This window comes from Snodgrassella sp. W8124 (assembly GCF_016100875.1).
Classification (GTDB): domain Bacteria; phylum Pseudomonadota; class Gammaproteobacteria; order Burkholderiales; family Neisseriaceae; genus Snodgrassella; species Snodgrassella alvi.
Genome location: NZ_JACFRP010000001.1, coordinates 1,464,771 through 1,483,916 on the forward strand (window position 1 = coordinate 1,464,771; position 19,146 = coordinate 1,483,916).

The following is a 19,146-nucleotide window of genomic DNA, read 5'->3' on the forward strand; positions in this document are numbered from 1 at the left end:
CTCAAATAAATGCATTATTTATTGATCTGCACTTTACCCAAACCTTTATCACGTAACTGAGCAATAGTTGCATCAATACCCTGTTTCTGAATCAATTGATCAAACTGACTGCGGTATACAGTTACCAGACTGGTACCGTTAACCCGGAAATTATAAATTTTAAACACACCATTAGCATAATACATCTGATAACCCACGGTGTAGTGCTTATTACCGGCACTAACAATTTCGGTAAATGTTTCCAGCCGGTTATTACCCTGATTCACTACTTTAGGTATAACCTTCACAGATGCATTACTAGCACCCATCAATGCTGAATGTGCATAAATGCGCACAATCATACTCTTAAAGGCCGCACTGAAATCCTGTCTTTGCTGTGCAGTAAACTGTCGCCATTGCATACCTACAGCCAAAGCTGAAATACGCTCATAATCCAGATACTGATCGGCATAACGTTCAATCTGACTAATACGCTGTTGTTCATTCAGGCTTTTGTCACGAGCCACTGATAACACCATATCCACATTTTGCTGTAACTGTTGTTGTGCCAGCTGTTCCTGCGTTGCAGCGAACGAACATACTGCAACCATCAGCATCCAGCCTGCCAAACAAGCTTTTACATACCTCTGCATTGTATTCTCCTGTGAATAAGCAAAAAAAACGGCTTATGTTTTTTTATCATCCATAAACCGCTTGCTGTTTTCATTTACTAAGTCTTTATCCTAATTTGGAAGCTAACCAGTCAGTTACACTGGCGAGCGCCGGTTCTAATGCAGCTATATCCTGACCGCCGGCTTGTGCCAGTTCGGGACGACCGCCACCCTTACCACCAACCTGACCGGCAACATAATTAACCAGCTCACCAGCCTTGATTGTTTTAGTTAATGCTTTTGATACTCCTGCTATGATGGCAATTTTACCATCATTTACTGCTGCCAGCAGAACGATAATATTATCACCCTGTGCAATTAAATCAGCAGCAATATCTCTCAGAGCACTGCTTTCTGCCTCAATTTGTCCCAGCACCAGACGAGCTGTACCAATAGTTCTGGCCTGAGCCAGCAAAGCGGTACCTGCCTGTCTGGCCAGTTCACTTCTGGCTTCAGTTAATGCCTTTTCCAACTGCTTGGTTTGAGTATGTATTGCCTGAAGTTTAGGCAGCAAATCTTCAGCAGTCTGTGCTTTTACTTCGGCAACCGCCGCCTTAAGCAGCTCTTCCTGCTGCTGAACAAACTGTAAAGCATTCAATCCGGTCACAGCTTCAATACGGCGTACTCCGGCAGCAATACCACTTTCAGAAATAATTTTGAAAAGACCAATATCTCCAGTCCGTGCAACATGGGTACCACCGCATAATTCGGTAGAAAATTCGCCCATGCTCAGTACACGTACCTCGTCACCGTATTTTTCTCCGAACAGCGCCATCGCACCGGCAGCAATGGCTTCATCAAAGCTCATATCCTGCGCACATACAGGAACATTAGCCACAATTGCCTGATTTACCCGACGTTCAACTTCGGTCAGTTGTGCAGCGGTAACCGGCTGTGGATGTGAAAAGTCAAAGCGTGTGCGCTCAGCATTAACCAGAGAACCTTTCTGCTCAACGTGTGTACCCAATACTTCACGCAAGGCGCGATGCATCAGGTGAGTGGCACTGTGATTACGCATACTGGCTTCGCGCAGTACACTGTCTACCTGAGCGGTAACAGCATCACCCACTTTCAGACTGCCGGACAGCATTTCGCCAAACTGACCAAATACTTTAGCTTTGATTTTTTGCGTATCTTCCACCTGAAAGCGATTTTCACCGGCAAAAATATAACCAGTATCACCAGTCTGACCGCCAGACTCTGCATAAAACGGTGTGAAGTCAATCACGACCACACCTGATTCACCGGCATTTAACTGCTCAACAGCTTCACCATCCTGATACAAAGCAAGAACTTTGCTTTCATTCTGGCGTTGCTGATAGCCGGTAAATTCTGTGTCTGCACCTTCATAGGTAAGCTGAGTATTGGCTTTAAAATTCTGCGCAGCACGGGCACGGGCACGCTGAGCAGCCATTTCACGCTCAAACCCTTCTTCATCCAGACTGATATTACGCTCACGCGCAATATCGGCGGTTAAATCATATGGAAATCCATAAGTATCATACAGTTTGAAAATTACCTCACCAGCCAGTGTCTGACCGCCATTCTGCAAGGCACTTTCCAGCAGAGTCATTCCGGTTTCCAGTGTTTGCGCAAAACGGCTTTCTTCCTGTTTCAGTACATCACTGATTTGTGTCTGTTTTTCAACCAGCTCAGGATAGGCAGAGCCCATTTCCTGCACCAGATCCGTTACCAGCAAATGGAAAAATGCCTGTTTACAACCCAGTTTATAACCATGGCGCACAGCCCGGCGGATAATACGCCGCAATACATAGCCACGCCCCTCATTGCTGGGTAATACACCATCAGCAATTAAAAACGCACAAGAGCGGATATGGTCGGCAATGACTTTCAGACTCGGTACATCCTGACTATAGGGAATGCCTACAACACGGGCTACAGCATGCAGCAAATTGACAAACAGATCGATTTCATAATTACTGTGTACATGCTGCAATACTGCCGACACCCGCTCCAGTCCCATCCCTGTATCAACTGACGGCTTAGGAAGCGGATTCATGTTACCGTTTTCATCCCGGTTATACTGCATGAATACACAGTTCCAGATTTCTATAAAACGATCACCATCTTCTTCGGCACTGCCCGGAGGTCCACCCCAGATATGTTCGCCATGATCATAAAAAATTTCCGAACAAGGGCCGCACGGACCGGTATCGCCCATTTGCCAGAAATTATCAGAAGCATAGCGTGCGCCTTTATTGTCACCTATACGGATAATTTTTTCCGGTGGCAGACCAATCTCATTTAACCAGATATCATAAGCTTCGTCATCATCTGCATATACAGTTGCCAGCAGTTTTTCCGGTGGCAGGTTCAGCCAGTCCTTACTGGTGAGAAATTCCCAGGCAAAATGCAGGGCATCACGTTTAAAATAATCGCCAAAGCTGAAATTGCCCAGCATTTCGAAAAATGTATGATGGCGCGCGGTATAACCAACGTTTTCCAGATCATTGTGTTTACCACCGGCACGCACACATTTTTGTGCTGTTGTCGCACGGCTGTACGGGCGCTTGTCAAAACCCAGAAACACATCTTTAAACTGATTCATACCCGCATTGGTAAACAACAGGGTTTTATCATCCTGCGGAGGTACAAGTGAAGATGAAGGTACAACCTGATGACCCTTACTTGCAAAAAATTGAAGAAATTTAGAACGTAATTCTGCTGTTTTCATGGTAGTTTCAATAAGACGGGTGATTAATCGTATTCAGGCAGTCTGTATAAAACACAGACTGCCTGAACATAGATATAAAAACAGGACACTGGTTAGTCCATCTCAACCATCACCCTTGTTAAAATCATCCGCTTATCTTACCGCAGTTTTACGCATAAGCCTACCTGAACAGACGAAAATCCATGCCAAAATGACAATTCCGACAACACTAATGCCTTATGCGGTATAGTTACCCCCATACGAACAGATTGAAGTTACAAAGGTGGTTAACACATAACCATGCCAGCCAGCCTTGGCACATCTTTGAAAAGGACGGACATGAAAAACACAGCCTGTCTGGGTTTATCCGGTTTGATTTTATGTATTCTGACTGCATGCAGCGGTTCACACGACAATGCCGGTCCTCAACCGGCTTCTGCTGTAGCGGCCAGCAAACCTGGTAGTTTGAGCGACACCAAGACACTTAAAATATTTAACTGGTCAGACTATGTTGACCCGAAAACCATTGGTGAATTTGAAAAAAAATATGGCATTAAAGTCACTTACAATTTTTATGACAGTGACGAAACACTGGAAAGCAAAATTCTGACCGGACAGTCCGGCTATGATATTGTCGGGCCGTCCAACTCATTTGTCGGACGCCAGATTAAAGCCGGAGCATACCAGCCACTAGACAAAAATCAGTTGCCTAACTGGAAATACATTAACCCGAAATTACTGGACTTATTAAAAGACGTAGATCCGGATAATCAGTATGCGGTACCCAACTACTGGGGTATGAATACCATTGCAATCAATATTGAAAAAGTGAATGCCGCACTCGGTGCTACACCAATGCCGCATAATAGCTGGGATTTGGTGTTTAATCCTGAGTATACCGACAAACTGAAAAACTGTGGCATCAGTTACATGGATAGTCCGGTAGAGATGATTCCGCTAGCGTTGCATTATGCCGGCAAAGATCCGAACAGCCAAAGCAAAGATGATATAGATATTGCAGCTAATATTATCAAAGCGAACCGAAGCAATGTATTGCGTTATTCGTCTTCTGGTTATATCGACGATCTGGCACGCGGCGATGTTTGTGTAGCCATTGGTTTTGGCGGTGATTTAAACATTGCCAAACGACGCCGGCTGGATGCAACCGGTAAAAAAGATATCGTGGTACTGGTTCCGACTCAGGGAGTTTCTCTCTGGATAGATACATTAACTATCCCGAAAGATGCAACCAACCTCAAAAATGCCTATCGCTACCTGAACTGGATACTGGAACCGCAAATAGCGGCCAGAAACGCCAATTATGTTAGTTACGCGCCTTCAAGCATGCCGGCAAAAGAACTGATAAAAAAAGAATATCGCGAAGATAACAGTATTTTTCCGTCAGATGAAGTTCTGGCTAACAGTTATCTGGTATTACCGGCAAAATCGGATACCCTGAAATACGAATTGCGATTATGGCAAAATCTTAAAGCAGGAAAATAAATTTCCGGCTAAATCCCATGTTTGCAAAAGCCCCTCCTTTGAGAGGGGCTTGATACATTCTACTTTATGCAAATCAAAACTGATGCCATTTAGCGGCACAGCTCAGGAAATTTTTTCCACGCTTGCGACAAAGTCATACCATTAGAATATAGATTCACTATACTTTGTGACATACCTGCTTTAACTACGTCTATCTGTAAACCTTCTGTCTGTGTGAAAGGATTGACCAGTGCCAGTGTCTGAGTGCCATTAGGATAGGAGCTGATTTTGTAAAATTCCTGCGGCAGTTTAAACCGTGACTGAAATTTTTCATGCAGACACTTACTCACTTCTGTCACCGGCCGTTCAATACGCAGGCTGACTTCAGGTGGTGCGGAACGTTCAGGTTTCATTACAGGTAAGTTTTTTGACGATACCGCACAGCGAACATTATTGGTACCATAAGGCTGATTAGATTGCAATAAAGCCATTGCCATCGCTCTCGAATCACATTCACGCTCTTCAGCAACAGGAGGAACCTGAGCACAGCCGGCCAGAATACTGACACAAAAACAGGGCCACCATAATATTTTTTTCCACAACATGCTTATCATTCCATGATCAGTATTAATATTTGTATTTAGTTATTCAGAAATTTAAGTTTTTTGCCAGCCTGCCATTTTCCGCAGAGCTTGATTAATTAATCACAATTACAGAAAATAAAACTTCAACTGGCTAATAATGGTTTTCATCTGAATATAGCTGTCATATGCCAAATGTTATATTGAAAACAAAATAGCTATAATAACAGGCATATTTGAATATACACTAGTTTTATTATGATTTTTCCCTCTGCTCATTCTGTCAAAACCGTTACACTGGCTCTTACCGGAGCATCGGGTATGCCTTATGCCAAACGTCTGCTGGGCTGCCTGTTACAGGCTGATATAAGGGTCTGGTTACTGTATTCACAGGCTGCCCAGATAGTCGCACAACAGGAAATCAACTGGCATTTACCTGCAAATGCTAAACAGTGTAATGCCGCATTGTGTGCAGAATACGGCGTAGACTCATCCATGCTTACTGTATTTGGCCGCGATGAATGGTTTGCACCTCCGGCCTCTGGTTCCAATCCCGCTGATGCAATGATTATCTGTCCGGCCAGCATGGGTTGTGTTGCTGCCATTGCAGCCGGCACTTCCGACCATTTACTTGAACGGGCAGCTGATGTATCGATTAAAGAAAATCGTCCGCTAATCATCGTACCGCGGGAAACGCCTTTATCAGCCATTCATTTGGAAAATCTGCTTAAACTGTCACGTTTGGGTGTATGCATTCTGCCCCCAGTATCCGGTTTTTATCAGCACCCGCAAACTATTCAGGATATGGTGGATTTTGTAGTAGGACGTATTTTGGACCAGTTGCATATATCTCATCAGTTGATTACACGCTGGGGTGAAAAAAATAATTCTTGACACATGTTTCAATAAGGTTTAAGGTTTAATGATGAAAAACGCAACCACTTTCTCTTTTGCTTATTATTGGTACCACACCTCGGTGCGGTGCTTTTTTGCGTTTATATAATATCTAATAAGCAAAATAAAAAAGTGAACCGCCCGGCCAAACCGAGGCGGTTTTTTGTTGCTACAAACGCCTCATACAGAAAGGCATTACAAATGAATCGACAACTACTGGAGAATAAAATGTCCGCATTACCGCTAAATCAGATACGGCAATCAGAATCACCTGTGGCTCAGCTTCAACGGTGGTACATGATTGTTGACGGCAATCAGCACCGCTCTGACCTATGCCAGCTACAGCCACAATTCCAGACTGCATTTATGCTTAGTGAAGCTCTGATTCCTCAGCTTCGCCTGATAGCAATGTTAATTGCTGCACAGCGTCTGGGCTTTGAACAACCTACTCCTGATATTATCAGTGATGAGGCAGATTGGTTTGCCGCACGTATTCTGGTAATGGGTGTAAGAATTTTTCATCTGGATATTACCCTGATACCCATGCTGAAAACAGCAAACAGCCGTGCACGCAGCTTCGCCCAAAAGCATAATCTGCCGTTTACTCCCGCACAAATGCGCATGAGCCTGCATGCCGGACGGCCGGAACAAATGCTGATTATTGAAACTGAAACTCAGTACGAAGAAGATCTGGGGCTAGTAGAAAATAGTTTATATTTTGCTCACAATCTGTGTCTGAAAGAACATACCATTATGGCCGCATGTCTTACTCAATAAGCTTACGCAGATATCAGATTAAATCAGTCTGCGTAATTTATGGCTTACTTTATAACGTGCGTAAACTGTTATCTGCTGTAAAAACGGTTCCAGCTGCTCGGCAGTAAAATTTGCATGAATATAATAGCAACCATCACCCGTAATTTTATACAGAGCCTGTACCTCAGCAAAGGTACTCACCAAATGCTCGAATTCAGCAAACCGGCTGTTATTCATATAAATAAAAATAAATTGTTCCGATATCAAGTGTTCAGTCAGTGTAAAACGTTCTATCACGCCGGTCTCAAGCAGGTTCTGTACCCTTAGCCCCACTGCCTGTCCGCTAAGAAATACTTTCTCACCAATCTCTTTCCACGACAAACGACTATTATTTTTTAATAAATCCAGAATTGCTCTGTCTTTTTTATCCATAGTTTCATCCTGAAAACAAATAGAGTATATCTTTTTCATCAGCCTATTTTGTCGAAAACAGATAAGGCGCATAATTAAATTATTAAAACCAACAGGATATAACTAATGAAACAAGCACTCATTATAATTGATGTACAAAATGATTATTTTTCAGCAGGTAAAATGGAACTGTACCAGCCACAACTGGCACTGGAAAAAATATTGAAGGTTCGTGAGTATTTCCGCAATCAGCAGCTGCCCGTGTATTACATCCAGCATATTAATAGTAACCCAGGAGCTACTTTTTTTCAGCCTGACAGCCATGGTGTAGAATTACATCATCAATTACTGCCAATTGCGGACACGAATGAATTTATAATTCATAAAAGCTATCCAAATAGCTTCTTACAAACAACCCTGCATGAACACCTTCAACAACAGAATATAGAGCAGTTGGTTATCTGTGGCATGATGACACACATGTGTGTTGACTCTACCACTCGTCAGGCAGTTGAATTCGGTTATCAGCCAATTGTTATTGCAAATGCATGCGCAACAATGAATCTGGAATTCAATAGCACCATCATTAGTGCAACAAATGTACAAAACAGTTTTTTAGCCGCATTGAATTATCTGGCTACTGTACAATCTGCTGAACAGTTCCTCAGTTAATACTTTTAATAGTATAAATTTTACTTGAATCGCAATTCAGTCAGCAGTTTACATAAATTTTTAGAAATACGCCTGTTAACCTTATCCGCTTGCAGAATAACGGAGCGTATTTCTAATGCTGAATTTAACTTTTTGTCAAATTTATCAGTTTTATCCAGCAACCATTATTAATTTTTTCAATCGGGTTTAGTTTATCTCTACCTATATAAATTAATTTATTTTTGCATAAAAACAGCACTTACTCTCTGAATTTATTTATCCAGTGAATAAGTGCTTTTATTGACAACTAAAACATTCAGTTAGTCGTCTGATACTCACATTGGCAGAAAACGGCTGGGATCCTGTGGCTGACCATTTTCACGCAATTCAAAATGCAGCTGAGTGCGTTTAGCATCAGTATTACCCATAGTAGCAATCTGCTGGCCACGTTTGACCTGCTGACCTTCTTTTACCAGAATATTCTGGTTGTTACCATAGGCGGTCAGATATGTCTGATTATGCTGTACGATAATCAGATTACCATAGCCACGCAAACCATTACCGGCATACACTACTTTACCAGAAGCAGCTGCCAGAATAGGCTGCCCGGCATTACCACCATAATCAATACCTTTACTGCTGCCGCCATAACTCTGCAGAATATTACCGGCGGTCGGACGCTGCCATTCAATTCCGCTTACATTGCGGACGCCTCCAACACTCACTGTTTTACTGGTTGATACAGTACTTGTACTGGTTGGTGTAGTTGTTGTGGTAGTACTGGTAGTAGTAGTGACATTTGCTGTTTGTACAGGAGCAGTCACAGTAGTAGTTGTGTTTGTGCTACCAGCCGGCGCCACATAGCCGGCTGGCTTCACGCGCAGAACCTGCCCTATCTTAATATTATTCTCTATTATATTATTCCATGAACGCAGATTATCCTGAGTAATCTGATAACGTTTGGAAATGTTATATACCGTATCTCCGCGCTGTACCGTATGCGTTGCTGCATTAATATCAACCGGAGAGTAATTGCCCACATAACCAGTAGAAGTACCTGCAGCGGCAGGTGTATAAGCCGGAGCTGTATTTGCCGGTGGCGTATAAGGAGCAGCACCATATGGATTGTCGGCAGTGGTAGCAGCAGTACCTGTAGTTACATCACTGCTACCCGTTTCTGTCGGTGCTGCCGGCTGTTTGAAAAGAGTACAGGCACTTAATGCCAGTACCAGCAAGCACCAGCCGGAACGATTCACACTTTTTTTCAACATAACGGTTTACCTTAAATCATTGCAATATTCAGGGGGTGCCAGCGCAACAGCGGCGGCAATAGCCAATTCAGACAGTATCATAAACAATGACCAGCATTGTGTAAAATAGCATCGGGCATAAATTATTTTAACATGTCCTAATGATTGTGTTTATTCTGATAACTTTTTAGCATTAATTGCCCAGTCATATAAAGCTTTTCGGTTTTCACCACTAATCTGCGCAGCCAGTACGGCAGCCTGCTTGGTCGGCAGTTCCTGCACTAAAATCTGCATAATATTAATAGCTTCAGCAGACAGCTCGGTATTTTTTTCTAATGATGCCGGATGAAGTATCAGTACCATCTCACCACGTTTCTGATTAGCATCTGCCTGCACAATCGACTGAATTTCAGAAACTGTGTCGCATAAATAGGTTTCATGAGTTTTACTGATTTCACGTGCCAGCATCAGAGTACGTTGCGGATAAAGTAAAACCATTTGTGCCAGTGTATCTGTAATTCTGTGGGGCGTTTCAAACATAACCACCGGATAAGATACTTCTTTCCATAACTGTAGCTTTTGATGACGTTCACCACTTTTTGCCGGTAAAAATCCCGCAAAATAAAAATCTGACTGAGTAACTCCCGCAACACTCAAAGCTGTCATTACTGCACTCGGGCCTGCTACCGGTAATACCTGATAACCGGCCGCACGTACCCGTGTTACCAGCCGTGCACCAGGATCACACACTGCCGGCGTACCAGCATCAGAAACCTGTGCCACTACCTGACCGGCAGCCAGAGCAGCAATAACGCGCTCTGCCATACTTTGTTCGTTCTGTTCACGCACACTGATCAATCGTGCAGAAACACCGTATGCACGCAGTAATTGCTGTGTTACGCGTGTATCTTCTGCACAAATTAAATCTGCCCGGGATAATACTGCCAATGCATGAAAACTCAGATCTGCCAGATTACCAATCGGAGTAGCCACTACATAAAGGGTTTGCGGTACAATGCTGGCAACAGCTTTCTGGTAATGGGCTTGCATTTATAAATCCGTAATCTGATTAAACTTTATCATCAGGCATTAAACTGAAAACTCAGTACATAAGCCTGAAACTGTTACTATACCACGTAGTGATAATGTTTCAGAGTTTACGGTTAACAATTACACGGGTTATAAACCGTATAATAGTGCCGTTTCAGAAGTCACACAGCCTGAAACCTGCACAGGGGTATTTACGCGTAACACATTGTAAATACCAAGCATATTGCCTGCTCCCGCCTTAATTAACAAATTAATTTATATGACAGAATCCATCTCCGTCCATCAACATTTTGCCGATAGTGCCCAGCTTCTGAACGAGTGTGCAGACTTACTGGCTGAACCAATTGCCGAAGTTGCTCAGGGAATACTGATGGCCTTGATGAGTGATGGCAAGCTGCTTATTGCCGGTAATGGTGCATATGCATCACTGGCAAACACGCTCGCCGCCTATATGGTGACCCGATTACAACAGGAACGCATGGCACTGGCCGCCTTATCACTGTGCAATAATCCTTCTGTACTCAGTATATTAACCGACAGCGGCCCTAACGATATGTTTGCCAAGCAAATTCATGCACTTGGCAAACAGCATGATATGCTCTGTGTACTATCGGCAGATGGTCAGAATATCAATCTGGTTAGTGCGATTAAAACCGCGCATGAACGTGATATGCGAGTGCTGGCGATTACCGGCGGAAGCGGTGGTGAAGTTGCCGGATTATTGCGCGATGACGATCTCTGGCTCAATGTACCCGGCGACCATCCTTTACGTGTACTTGAGGCACATCAGGTAACTATTCATGCCTTGTGCGCACAGATTGACCAATTATTGCTAGGTGGTATATAACCTGCAACAACCAATTTACAGGTGTATTTCATGAAAAAATATCTTTCTGCTCTGGCATTGGGACTTTGCCTGACCACTACCCTGACCGGCTGTCCGGCTGTTCTGGTAGGTGGTGCCACTGTTGGTACGCTTTCAGTTATCGACCGACGTACTACTGGCGCACAGGCAGATGACAAAATAATGGAAGTTCGGATTCATGATGGTGCTATCTCATACCTGAATAGTCAGGCACAGGAAAGTAAATTCCAGCCTACACTGTCCGTTATCAGCTACAATCGGCAGATATTACTGCTTGGCTTAGTAGCCAGTGAAAATGATAAAAATCTGGTAGAGCGCGTTGCCCGTGCCCAGCCTGCGGCACAAAAAATCTATAACTACATTGATATCGCCACTCAGAATCGTAAATTAAGTCATGTTACAGATGATACCTGGGTTACCTCAAAAATACGTTCCAATCTGCTAAATACCAAAGGCGTATCGGCAAATCACGTCAAAGTAGTTACTTATAATGGCGTTACCTATGTAATGGGTATTCTGACACCAGATGAACAACAGGCCGCTACAACGGCTATCAGTACAACGTCTGGTGTTCAGAAAGTTATTACTTTGTATCAAACCTTTGAAAATACTCCGAAGAGTACACCGGCCAACCCCTGATAACCGACATTCTGCTGCGATACAACCATATAGACCAAGCTTATCGAAGCAGTAAATTGCCAGTATCTGATTAGCGTAAACAAAATTTTGCGTATAATAACGATATTATACGCAACGATATCCCTGAAGGATTACCTATCATGAGCACTAAACCTACCGCACCGGAAACAAAAAACAAAAAAAAAGCGGTTAAAACTGGTCTGAGTACATTCACCAAAATTCTACTGACTTTATTTCTGATTCTGGCCATATTTGTTGTCTGGTTTGTTTTTCACGCATGGCAAGTTCTGAATTCCACCTCTGAAACCACAGAATTTGCCTCGCAGGCAAGCTTTGAAGTACTGACCCCGACCGGTGCACCGGTAACAGGCAGTAATGTTCCAACACCAGTATTTTCACCTAATCCTGCTATAGCTGCTTCAGAGAGTACAGAACCTGACACTGCTTCCGAACCTGCTCTACCTGCTACTACCGGCAGAGCTAATACCAGAGACAGAGCCACCCCGGAAAATACACAAGAAATTCGGCCTATTACGCCCACAAACGTACCCGCTGCCACTAATAGAGAAAATAACTCTGAAACTCCTGTTAATACCGCTCCGACAACAAAACCAAAACCCGCAGCAAACGGAAATAACGGCAAACCGCTGGATAATCTGTTTTAAACCAATATTCACAGCAACAATAACGCCCATCCTGATAATGGGCGTTATTTATGGCCAACTGGTGACCCTGACAAAATTTCATAGTTGTATTTAATCATTTTAAAGGCAGCAGAAAACCATAGCTATGTACACAATAAATTAGCATACATAACCAAATATTCAGAACTCCGGCAGATAAAGTTCGATGAGTGCTTAAGCAGTACACACTATCAATACATTATTGATAGGGGTTCTCCACTGAGTTCATCAGTTCGCTCAGATAAGCGCGTAACTGCTTTTCCTGACACCCCATCAGTAATCCGTCTTCAAAAGCTTCCTGTGCCAGCTCATAGATCTCCTGCATATTTTGCTGCATCACCTTAATTTTTTCAGTGCAAGAGACCACATTACCCGCATCATCTACCCACTTCGGCATCGGTGGTAAAGGTTTCATCAGTGTTTCACCCTGCGCGCAGTCACAAAAGCACGAGACCAATAACCCTGTTCAATACTGGTAATTTCAATATTCTTACCCGTACGCGGCGCATGGATCATCCGGCCATTACCGATATACATACCAACATGGGAAATTCCACCACCACCCGGACTAAAAAATACCAGATCCCCCGGCTGCAAACTGGTTCGGCTGACTGCTTCACCTACCGTAGCCATCTGCCGTGAACTGCGCGGCAAAGTAACACCCATACTGCGCCGAAAGATATATTGCATAAAACCACTGCAATCCAGTCCGCTTGTGGGTGAATTTCCACCAAAATGATAGGCAACACCAAGCAGTCCCATTGCGTTCATAATCAGGTCACTGGCGTCATCACCTGTACGCACAGCCGGTGTAGCAGTCCTGTCACGAATCAAACGCTCCAGAGCTGCATTATCCAGACCTTCATCCGGAGCCGCCATTACCGGCGAAATCAGAATGAAATTGGCACACAAGCATACCGTTGCCGTCTTCATTAATGTTTTTATCCACTTCATGCCAACATTATTCCATCAGTTCATCAAACAATTCTGCTATCCTGTAAATAGCAATTGTTCGGGACATCATCATATGTATTCACCCAGCTCATCCCATATCAGCGATTGGGCGCGTATGCGCGAAATTATCACCATTCTGGCCAGACATGGTCTGGGTGAATTTCTTGTTCGTATCAAATTACCAAGACGCTGGTACAAACACTCCGACCCATCGGGCCAGAATCACCAGCACTACCTGAGCACACCAAAACGAGTGCGGCTCGCCTTTGAAGAGCTCGGACCAACATTCATCAAACTCGGACAAATATTGGCTACCCGTACCGATGTCTTCGGAGAAGAATGGACAGAGGAATTTGCCCATCTGCAAAACAACACACATCCTCTTCCGATTCCAGACATCAGAAATATTATTCAGGCTCAGCTTAACCAGCCACTGGAAAGCATTTTCAGTAATATAGAAGCTCAGCCTGTCGGCAGCGCATCCATAGCACAGGTTCACCGCGCCACACTTATCAGCGGAGAGCAGGTCGCCATTAAAGTTAAACGCCCGGGTATTGAGTCAACCGTAGCAGCTGATCTGCGTATTCTTAACCACATAGCACAACTGCTTGAATCGGAAATACCCGAGTCCAGACGTTACTATCCGGTACAAATGGTGCAATATTTTGCCCGTTCACTCGAAAAAGAAACAGATTTGTCTGCCGAACGTCGCAATATGCAACATTTTTCCCGTCTTTACAACCATCAGCAGCAAATCCATATACCAAAAACTTATGCGGCATATTCTAACCGGCAAATATTAGTACAAGAATATATTGACGATACTTTACTTAAAAATCTTGATTTCACCGGCTGGGACAAGCAGCAGCGAAAAAATCTTGCAGCCACACTGGTCGACACCATCCTTGATATGATATTACAGCATGGTTTATTTCACGCAGACCCGCATCCGGGTAATATTTTAGTACGAAATGATGGACGAATCACCTTAATTGATTTCGGGCTTGTCGGCCGGCTAAGCCAGCAACGCCATCAGGAAATCATCACTCTGATTCATGCACTGCTGGAACACGACCAGTTTGCACTGCAATATGTTCTGTCCAACTGGGCGCAGGGAGAAATTATTAATGAAGACCAGCTTGGAACAGATGTATTGGAAATGCTGAATAATTATGAGCAGCTTAATAGTAAAGAACTGCGTATCAGTCAGATAATTAACGATATTACCCATATTATTCGTGAACATGGTCTCACCCTGCCTGCGGATCTGATTATCCTGTTCAAATGCCTGATTACCCTTGATGGCGTGATAAAAAAAATAGACGGCGACTTTGAACTGTTAAATCATGCACGAAACACCATCAAAAACGTACTGCGCAATCGCTTTAACATCCAGTCAATCTGGCGCCACAATAAAATACAGTTACATCTTTTAGCTCAGTTAATAGATACACTACCCCAAAATCTATTACGTCTAAGTAAACGCATCCGGCACGGACAGCTCCCTGTTAACCTGAACATTCAGCACATCGATAAATTTAACAACCAGCTGGATAAAGTTGTTAATCGCCTGACAATGGGAATTGTTACAGCGGCACTTATCATTGGCTCATCTATTGTTATGAGTATTAATTCCGGTCCGAAAGTATTTGGCCTGTCGTTTTTCGGACTGATTGGCTATTTACTGGCATTCAGCAACAGCCTCTGGGTAATCTGGTCAATCTGGCGCTCAGGACGACACTGAATCAATCCCGCAGTTACTCAGTTACCCTTGTAAGAAAACAGCTGATACCATTAAAATATATACTTGAAGTAATAGAAATCCCTTCACACAGCAAATGTGTTATTGAAAACTGAATAACCACGTGGTTCGCAATCCATCCCACGAAAAAAAACTAGGAGCCCTGCTACACATGTATCAACTGTATTCTGCAATATCATCTTCTCTTAATGACAAATCTTTCTTCTTTGGCTTTTAGACAGAAAATATGTTTAAAATCGCCAAAGAATTCCAGTTTGATGCCTGCCATATGCTGGACGGGCATCAGGGCAAATGTCATAACCTGCACGGACACACCTATCGCCTAATTGTCGAAGTAAGCGACCAGCTACATCAGCAAGGATCCAGCAAAGAAATGGTTATGGACTTTTCCGACATCAAAAAAATCATTAACCAGCATATTATCAGCCAGCTGGATCATGCCTATCTGTATGATGAAACCAATAGCAACGAATGTAAAATCGCAGCCCTCCTTCGCCAAATGGAGCGAAAAGTATTTGCCTTTCCCTGTCGCACTACTGCTGAAAGCATAAGCCGGTTTATCTTCAATAAGCTTACAGCTCATCTGCCAGTATCCAAAATTACCCTATGGGAAACTCCTACTTCCTATTGCGAATATCAGAATACCAGCTATGATCCAGTTTAATATTGTCGAAATCTTCGAATCCCTGCAGGGCGAAGGCTACAATACCGGTATGCCTGCTATTTTCATCCGTCTGGCAGCCTGTAACCTCAAATGCCCATGGTGCGATACTGACTTCATGAGTTACCAAAGTATGAGTCTGGAGCACATTCTCAATACCGTCAGTCAGTTTCAGAGTAAAAACATAATCATTACCGGCGGCGAACCTACTATCAATAAAAAACTGCCCTTACTTTTACGCGCACTTAAACAGGAAAATTATTATCTTGCCATCGAAAGCAATGGTTTGGGCACAGTAGACCCGCTTATCGACTATATAGCCCTGAGCCCGAAATTTTATTATCGTCACCAATATCCGTTTCCACTACAGCGTCAGGCTGACGAAGTACGCATCGTAGTTGAAAACCATCCGGATTTTCTTACCTTCTGCCAGAACATAGAACAACATATTCAGGCCAGACACTATTTTCTTTCGCCCTGCGAACAAAACAACCAGTTCAATATGCTTACGACATTACAATATCTCGGCAGACTGAATCAAAACCGCAATAATAATAAATGGTTGCTAAGTATTCAGACACACAAACTGGCCAATATAGAATAATATTTCTGCTCATCTATGTATTCTGCCGGCGATTCAAAATCCTTGAAAAAATCCAAATCAGCCTAATATTATTAGAAATATATTTAAAAATAAAAATCAACATTTTTATTGTAACAATTCATCATTATTGTGCATATTTTGCCAACAATTGTTACAATATAATCAACCAGAGAAATTATTTACTGACAAAATCACGGAGAATATTATTCATGAAATCTCGTAACACTTACGATTTTACCCAGCTGGGTCAGGCAGAGGACAACCAGCAAACCGTTGTTCTGCGCAAAGCCTACAGCCTGCTCGGACTTTCTTTCCTGCCCTGTGCCGCAGGTGCTTACGCAGGTAATTATATAAATTTCTATGCTCTGTTTAGCAATTCATGGCTATCAGTTGTAGCGTTTTTTATTCTCGCTTACGGGCTGATGTTTGCAATTGAAAAAAACCGTTATAACAATCTGGGTATAGCCTTGTTAATGGTTTTTACTTTTGTTATCGGATTTTTCATCTCTCCGCTTTTACAACTTGCTGTGGCTTCTGCTGTCGGATCACAAATTGTAGGTATGGCAGCATTAATGACAGCAGCCGTATTTTTTACCATGGCAACAATTGCTCATCGTTCCAAATCTGAAATGAAAGGTATTGGTCAGTTTCTGGTTGTTGGAGCAGTTGTTTTAATTATCGGTATGATTCTGAATATGTTTATGCATTTACCGGTTTTGTCACTCACTATTGCAGCCGGTTTTGTCATTTTCAGTTCACTGATGATTATGTGGCAAATCCGTACAGTTATTGCCGGTGGTGAAGACAGTGCAACCAGTGCAGCACTCACTCTGTTCGTCTCTTTGTACAATATCTTTACCAGTCTGATACAAATTCTGCTGGCTGTAATGGATAACCGCTAAAATACATACCAACTACAAAACTGCCTGAACATCTGTTAAGTTCAGGCAGTTTTTATTTCTGCAAAATCATGTACACCCAATCCACAGCCATATTATTTACCTGCAACCCCGTTTAACATATTATTCTCTTATATAATGCCTTTTATATAACAAACCAACATGAACGAAACCATTCACTGGACAGAAAACGCACAAAACATGCAGGCAGACTGGGGAGGCGACAGCCGCCATCCCGCTCCGAAACACATTCAGACTATCACTCAGATCAGCGCTGAACAGGCGATTCAACTTATGCGTCAGCATACTGCATTGCTCTGGCGCGGTGATTATCATCAGGGTAAACAACTACTGGCTGCGATTAAAAAACGTGTTCGCAGTAAAGCTCGTATTCATACTGATTTTCATAAACATCGTTTGCAACAGGCTCAGCACAGCCGCCTGTTCCAGCTTCTATTAGTAGAGATTCAACCTCAGGGCATACTTAACAATAGTCGCGCACCAGACATTGCAGCTGCTCTGAACGACGTATTCGGCAAACCCAATCAGAACGCCCTACTTCTGCCATTGCATCTGTTATTAGGCTATATTGGCGCTTATGAGTGGCATAAAACCGGTGTTTCCATTCCTGCATTGCAAGGACAAAAAATCCATGTTCCTTACGGTGTATTTTCGCCCGTACGCGGTGAATATCTTGCACTAGTTGCCGAGGCAACACTTCCCTCTGCCTGTCAGACAGCATGGGACATCGGAACCGGCAGTGGCGTACTGGCTGCTATACTCGCACAGCGTGGAATACCTGAAATCATTGCAACAGATAATAACTCGCGCGCCATTGCATGCGCACAAGCAAATATAGAGCGTCTGGGTTTAAATAAACAAATTCATATTCAGCATACCAGCCTGTTTCCTGAGGGCAAGGCCGATCTCATTGTCTGTAATCCTCCATGGTTACCCGCTAAACCAAGCAGCGATATAGAAACCGCACTCTATGACCCCAACCATCAAATGTTGAAAACATTTCTGGAAAATGTCAGAAACCACCTCTCAGCAAACGGGCAGGTATGGCTGATTATGTCCGATATAGCTGAACATCTTGGCTTACGCCCCACAGAAGCCTTACATCAATGGATAGAAGCAGCAGGGTTAAAAATTATTCATAAAATCGATACTCAACCCACGCATCAAAAAGCCCGGGAACAACACCATCCACTTTCCTATGCCCGTAATCGTGAAATCACTTCTTTGTGGCAATTGGGCATTCAATAAAAAGGTGTTTGCATAGTAATGCAAACACCTGTTTTATTCCTCATCAGTACATACAGACAAAAATCTATTCACAGACATAAACTATAATTTAGTGAACTTAATAGCACCGGTAACCACTTTCAACGTCCAGCTCACCCTTAACATAAAAATTATTGATTTATTTAGAATTACAAGTTATAAATATCTTTTTCAGATATATCACCATTGCCTGGCGCCAAATTGAAATTAATTTCAGTTTGTAAGAAATTCAGTTGAAAAGCATATATTTTAATTACTAATCCAGACACATATTGCAAAAACCTTCTTTCTTAATCAATATCTGCTTCATCATTTTTATTACTCAAAACACCATCTGTACTCTTTACTTGCAGATACAGTAAACCTTTTACTTAAACTATCTAAATACAATTC

General features: G+C 42.9%; 20 protein-coding genes and 1 riboswitch. Of the genes, 12 read left to right on the forward strand and 8 right to left on the reverse strand.

Going from position 1 to position 19,146, the window contains the following annotated elements; all coding sequences use genetic code 11:
- Window positions 1-14: 14 nt before the first annotated feature.
- Window positions 15-632, reverse strand: coding sequence for a phospholipid-binding protein MlaC (locus tag H3U73_RS06455; RefSeq protein ID WP_198190217.1), 618 nt, complete (start codon window positions 630-632; stop codon window positions 15-17).
- Between the two features lie 85 nt (window positions 633-717).
- Window positions 718-3,345: an alanine--tRNA ligase gene (alaS, locus tag H3U73_RS06460; protein WP_198190218.1), complete on the reverse strand. Its 2,628-nt coding sequence runs from the start codon at window positions 3,343-3,345 to the stop codon at window positions 718-720.
- 318 nt (window positions 3,346-3,663) lie between these two features.
- Between alaS and H3U73_RS06465 the strand changes: the two genes are divergently transcribed.
- Complete coding sequence (locus H3U73_RS06465) at window positions 3,664-4,827, forward strand: extracellular solute-binding protein (protein WP_038648710.1); 1,164 nt, start codon at window positions 3,664-3,666, stop codon at window positions 4,825-4,827.
- An 89-nt stretch (window positions 4,828-4,916) separates the two neighbouring features.
- On the opposite strand, the gene H3U73_RS06470 is transcribed toward H3U73_RS06465, so the two are convergent.
- The gene (locus tag H3U73_RS06470) at window positions 4,917-5,411 is read right to left on the reverse strand and encodes a hypothetical protein (protein WP_198190219.1); all 495 of its coding nucleotides are present in this window, start codon (window positions 5,409-5,411) and stop codon (window positions 4,917-4,919) included.
- A gap of 234 nt (window positions 5,412-5,645) precedes the next feature.
- Between H3U73_RS06470 and H3U73_RS06475 the strand changes: the two genes are divergently transcribed.
- Window positions 5,646-6,281, forward strand: a complete 636-nt coding sequence (locus tag H3U73_RS06475; RefSeq protein ID WP_198190220.1) for a flavin prenyltransferase UbiX — start codon at window positions 5,646-5,648, stop codon at window positions 6,279-6,281.
- Window positions 6,282-6,482: 201 nt separating this feature from the next.
- Window positions 6,483-7,058 (forward strand): hypothetical protein, encoded by a 576-nt coding sequence (locus tag H3U73_RS06480; protein ID WP_232336207.1) that lies wholly within the window; start codon window positions 6,483-6,485, stop codon window positions 7,056-7,058.
- A gap of 18 nt (window positions 7,059-7,076) precedes the next feature.
- Here the strand turns inward: H3U73_RS06480 and H3U73_RS06485 are convergent, their stop codons facing one another.
- Window positions 7,077-7,469 carry an Lrp/AsnC family transcriptional regulator gene (locus H3U73_RS06485; protein WP_198190221.1) on the reverse strand — a complete coding sequence of 131 codons (393 nt, stop codon included), beginning with the start codon at window positions 7,467-7,469 and terminating at the stop codon, window positions 7,077-7,079.
- 105 nt (window positions 7,470-7,574) lie between these two features.
- On the opposite strand from H3U73_RS06485, the gene H3U73_RS06490 reads away from it, so the two are divergent.
- Window positions 7,575-8,120 carry a cysteine hydrolase family protein gene (locus tag H3U73_RS06490; RefSeq protein WP_198190222.1) on the forward strand — a complete coding sequence of 182 codons (546 nt, stop codon included), beginning with the start codon at window positions 7,575-7,577 and terminating at the stop codon, window positions 8,118-8,120.
- Window positions 8,121-8,434: 314 nt separating this feature from the next.
- On the opposite strand, the gene H3U73_RS06495 is transcribed toward H3U73_RS06490, so the two are convergent.
- Both H3U73_RS06495 and rsmI read right to left on the reverse strand, forming a co-directional pair.
- Window positions 8,435-9,370, reverse strand: a complete 936-nt coding sequence (locus H3U73_RS06495; RefSeq protein WP_025330209.1) for a peptidoglycan DD-metalloendopeptidase family protein — start codon at window positions 9,368-9,370, stop codon at window positions 8,435-8,437.
- 150 nt (window positions 9,371-9,520) lie between these two features.
- The gene (rsmI, locus tag H3U73_RS06500) at window positions 9,521-10,399 is read right to left on the reverse strand and encodes a 16S rRNA (cytidine(1402)-2'-O)-methyltransferase (RefSeq protein WP_198190223.1); all 879 of its coding nucleotides are present in this window, start codon (window positions 10,397-10,399) and stop codon (window positions 9,521-9,523) included.
- Window positions 10,400-10,658: 259 nt separating this feature from the next.
- Here rsmI and H3U73_RS06505 point away from each other — a divergent pair, with 259 nt between their 5' ends.
- The 3 genes from H3U73_RS06505 to H3U73_RS06515 all read left to right on the forward strand — a co-directional run bounded on the left by H3U73_RS06505 (window position 10,659) and on the right by H3U73_RS06515 (window position 12,568).
- Window positions 10,659-11,246 (forward strand): SIS domain-containing protein, encoded by a 588-nt coding sequence (locus H3U73_RS06505; protein WP_025330207.1) that lies wholly within the window; start codon window positions 10,659-10,661, stop codon window positions 11,244-11,246.
- A gap of 30 nt (window positions 11,247-11,276) precedes the next feature.
- Entirely contained in the window at window positions 11,277-11,903 is a 627-nt protein-coding gene (locus H3U73_RS06510) for a BON domain-containing protein (protein ID WP_025330206.1), read from the forward strand.
- Window positions 11,904-12,043: 140 nt separating this feature from the next.
- Window positions 12,044-12,568: a hypothetical protein gene (locus tag H3U73_RS06515; RefSeq protein WP_025330205.1), complete on the forward strand. Its 525-nt coding sequence runs from the start codon at window positions 12,044-12,046 to the stop codon at window positions 12,566-12,568.
- A gap of 217 nt (window positions 12,569-12,785) precedes the next feature.
- Here H3U73_RS06515 and H3U73_RS06520 read toward each other — a convergent pair whose 3' ends face one another.
- Window positions 12,786-13,001 carry a hypothetical protein gene (locus H3U73_RS06520; RefSeq protein WP_198190224.1) on the reverse strand — a complete coding sequence of 72 codons (216 nt, stop codon included), beginning with the start codon at window positions 12,999-13,001 and terminating at the stop codon, window positions 12,786-12,788.
- On the reverse strand, window positions 13,001-13,540 hold the full coding sequence (locus tag H3U73_RS06525; protein ID WP_025330203.1) for a C40 family peptidase: 540 nt from the start codon (window positions 13,538-13,540) through the stop codon (window positions 13,001-13,003). The genes H3U73_RS06520 and H3U73_RS06525 overlap by 1 nt, the downstream gene beginning before the upstream one ends.
- Before the next feature lie 73 nt (window positions 13,541-13,613).
- Here H3U73_RS06525 and H3U73_RS06530 point away from each other — a divergent pair, with 73 nt between their 5' ends.
- The 5 genes from H3U73_RS06530 (at window position 13,614) to H3U73_RS06550 (ending at window position 18,735) form a co-directional block, all read left to right on the forward strand.
- On the forward strand, window positions 13,614-15,284 hold the full coding sequence (locus H3U73_RS06530) for an AarF/ABC1/UbiB kinase family protein (RefSeq protein WP_198190225.1): 1,671 nt from the start codon (window positions 13,614-13,616) through the stop codon (window positions 15,282-15,284).
- Window positions 15,285-15,399: 115 nt separating this feature from the next.
- Window positions 15,400-15,445: riboswitch (PreQ1 riboswitch) on the forward strand.
- Window positions 15,446-15,528: 83 nt separating this feature from the next.
- Complete coding sequence (queD, locus tag H3U73_RS06535) at window positions 15,529-15,966, forward strand: 6-carboxytetrahydropterin synthase QueD (protein ID WP_100125202.1); 438 nt, start codon at window positions 15,529-15,531, stop codon at window positions 15,964-15,966.
- Window positions 15,953-16,567 (forward strand): 7-carboxy-7-deazaguanine synthase QueE, encoded by a 615-nt coding sequence (locus H3U73_RS06540; RefSeq protein WP_100125201.1) that lies wholly within the window; start codon window positions 15,953-15,955, stop codon window positions 16,565-16,567. The genes queD and H3U73_RS06540 overlap by 14 nt, the downstream gene beginning before the upstream one ends.
- A 209-nt stretch (window positions 16,568-16,776) precedes the next feature.
- Window positions 16,777-17,469 carry a Bax inhibitor-1 family protein gene (locus H3U73_RS06545; RefSeq protein ID WP_084565467.1) on the forward strand — a complete coding sequence of 231 codons (693 nt, stop codon included), beginning with the start codon at window positions 16,777-16,779 and terminating at the stop codon, window positions 17,467-17,469.
- A 159-nt stretch (window positions 17,470-17,628) separates the two neighbouring features.
- The gene (locus H3U73_RS06550) at window positions 17,629-18,735 is read left to right on the forward strand and encodes a class I SAM-dependent methyltransferase (protein WP_232336208.1); all 1,107 of its coding nucleotides are present in this window, start codon (window positions 17,629-17,631) and stop codon (window positions 18,733-18,735) included.
- The last annotated feature ends 411 nt before the right edge of the window (window positions 18,736-19,146 follow it).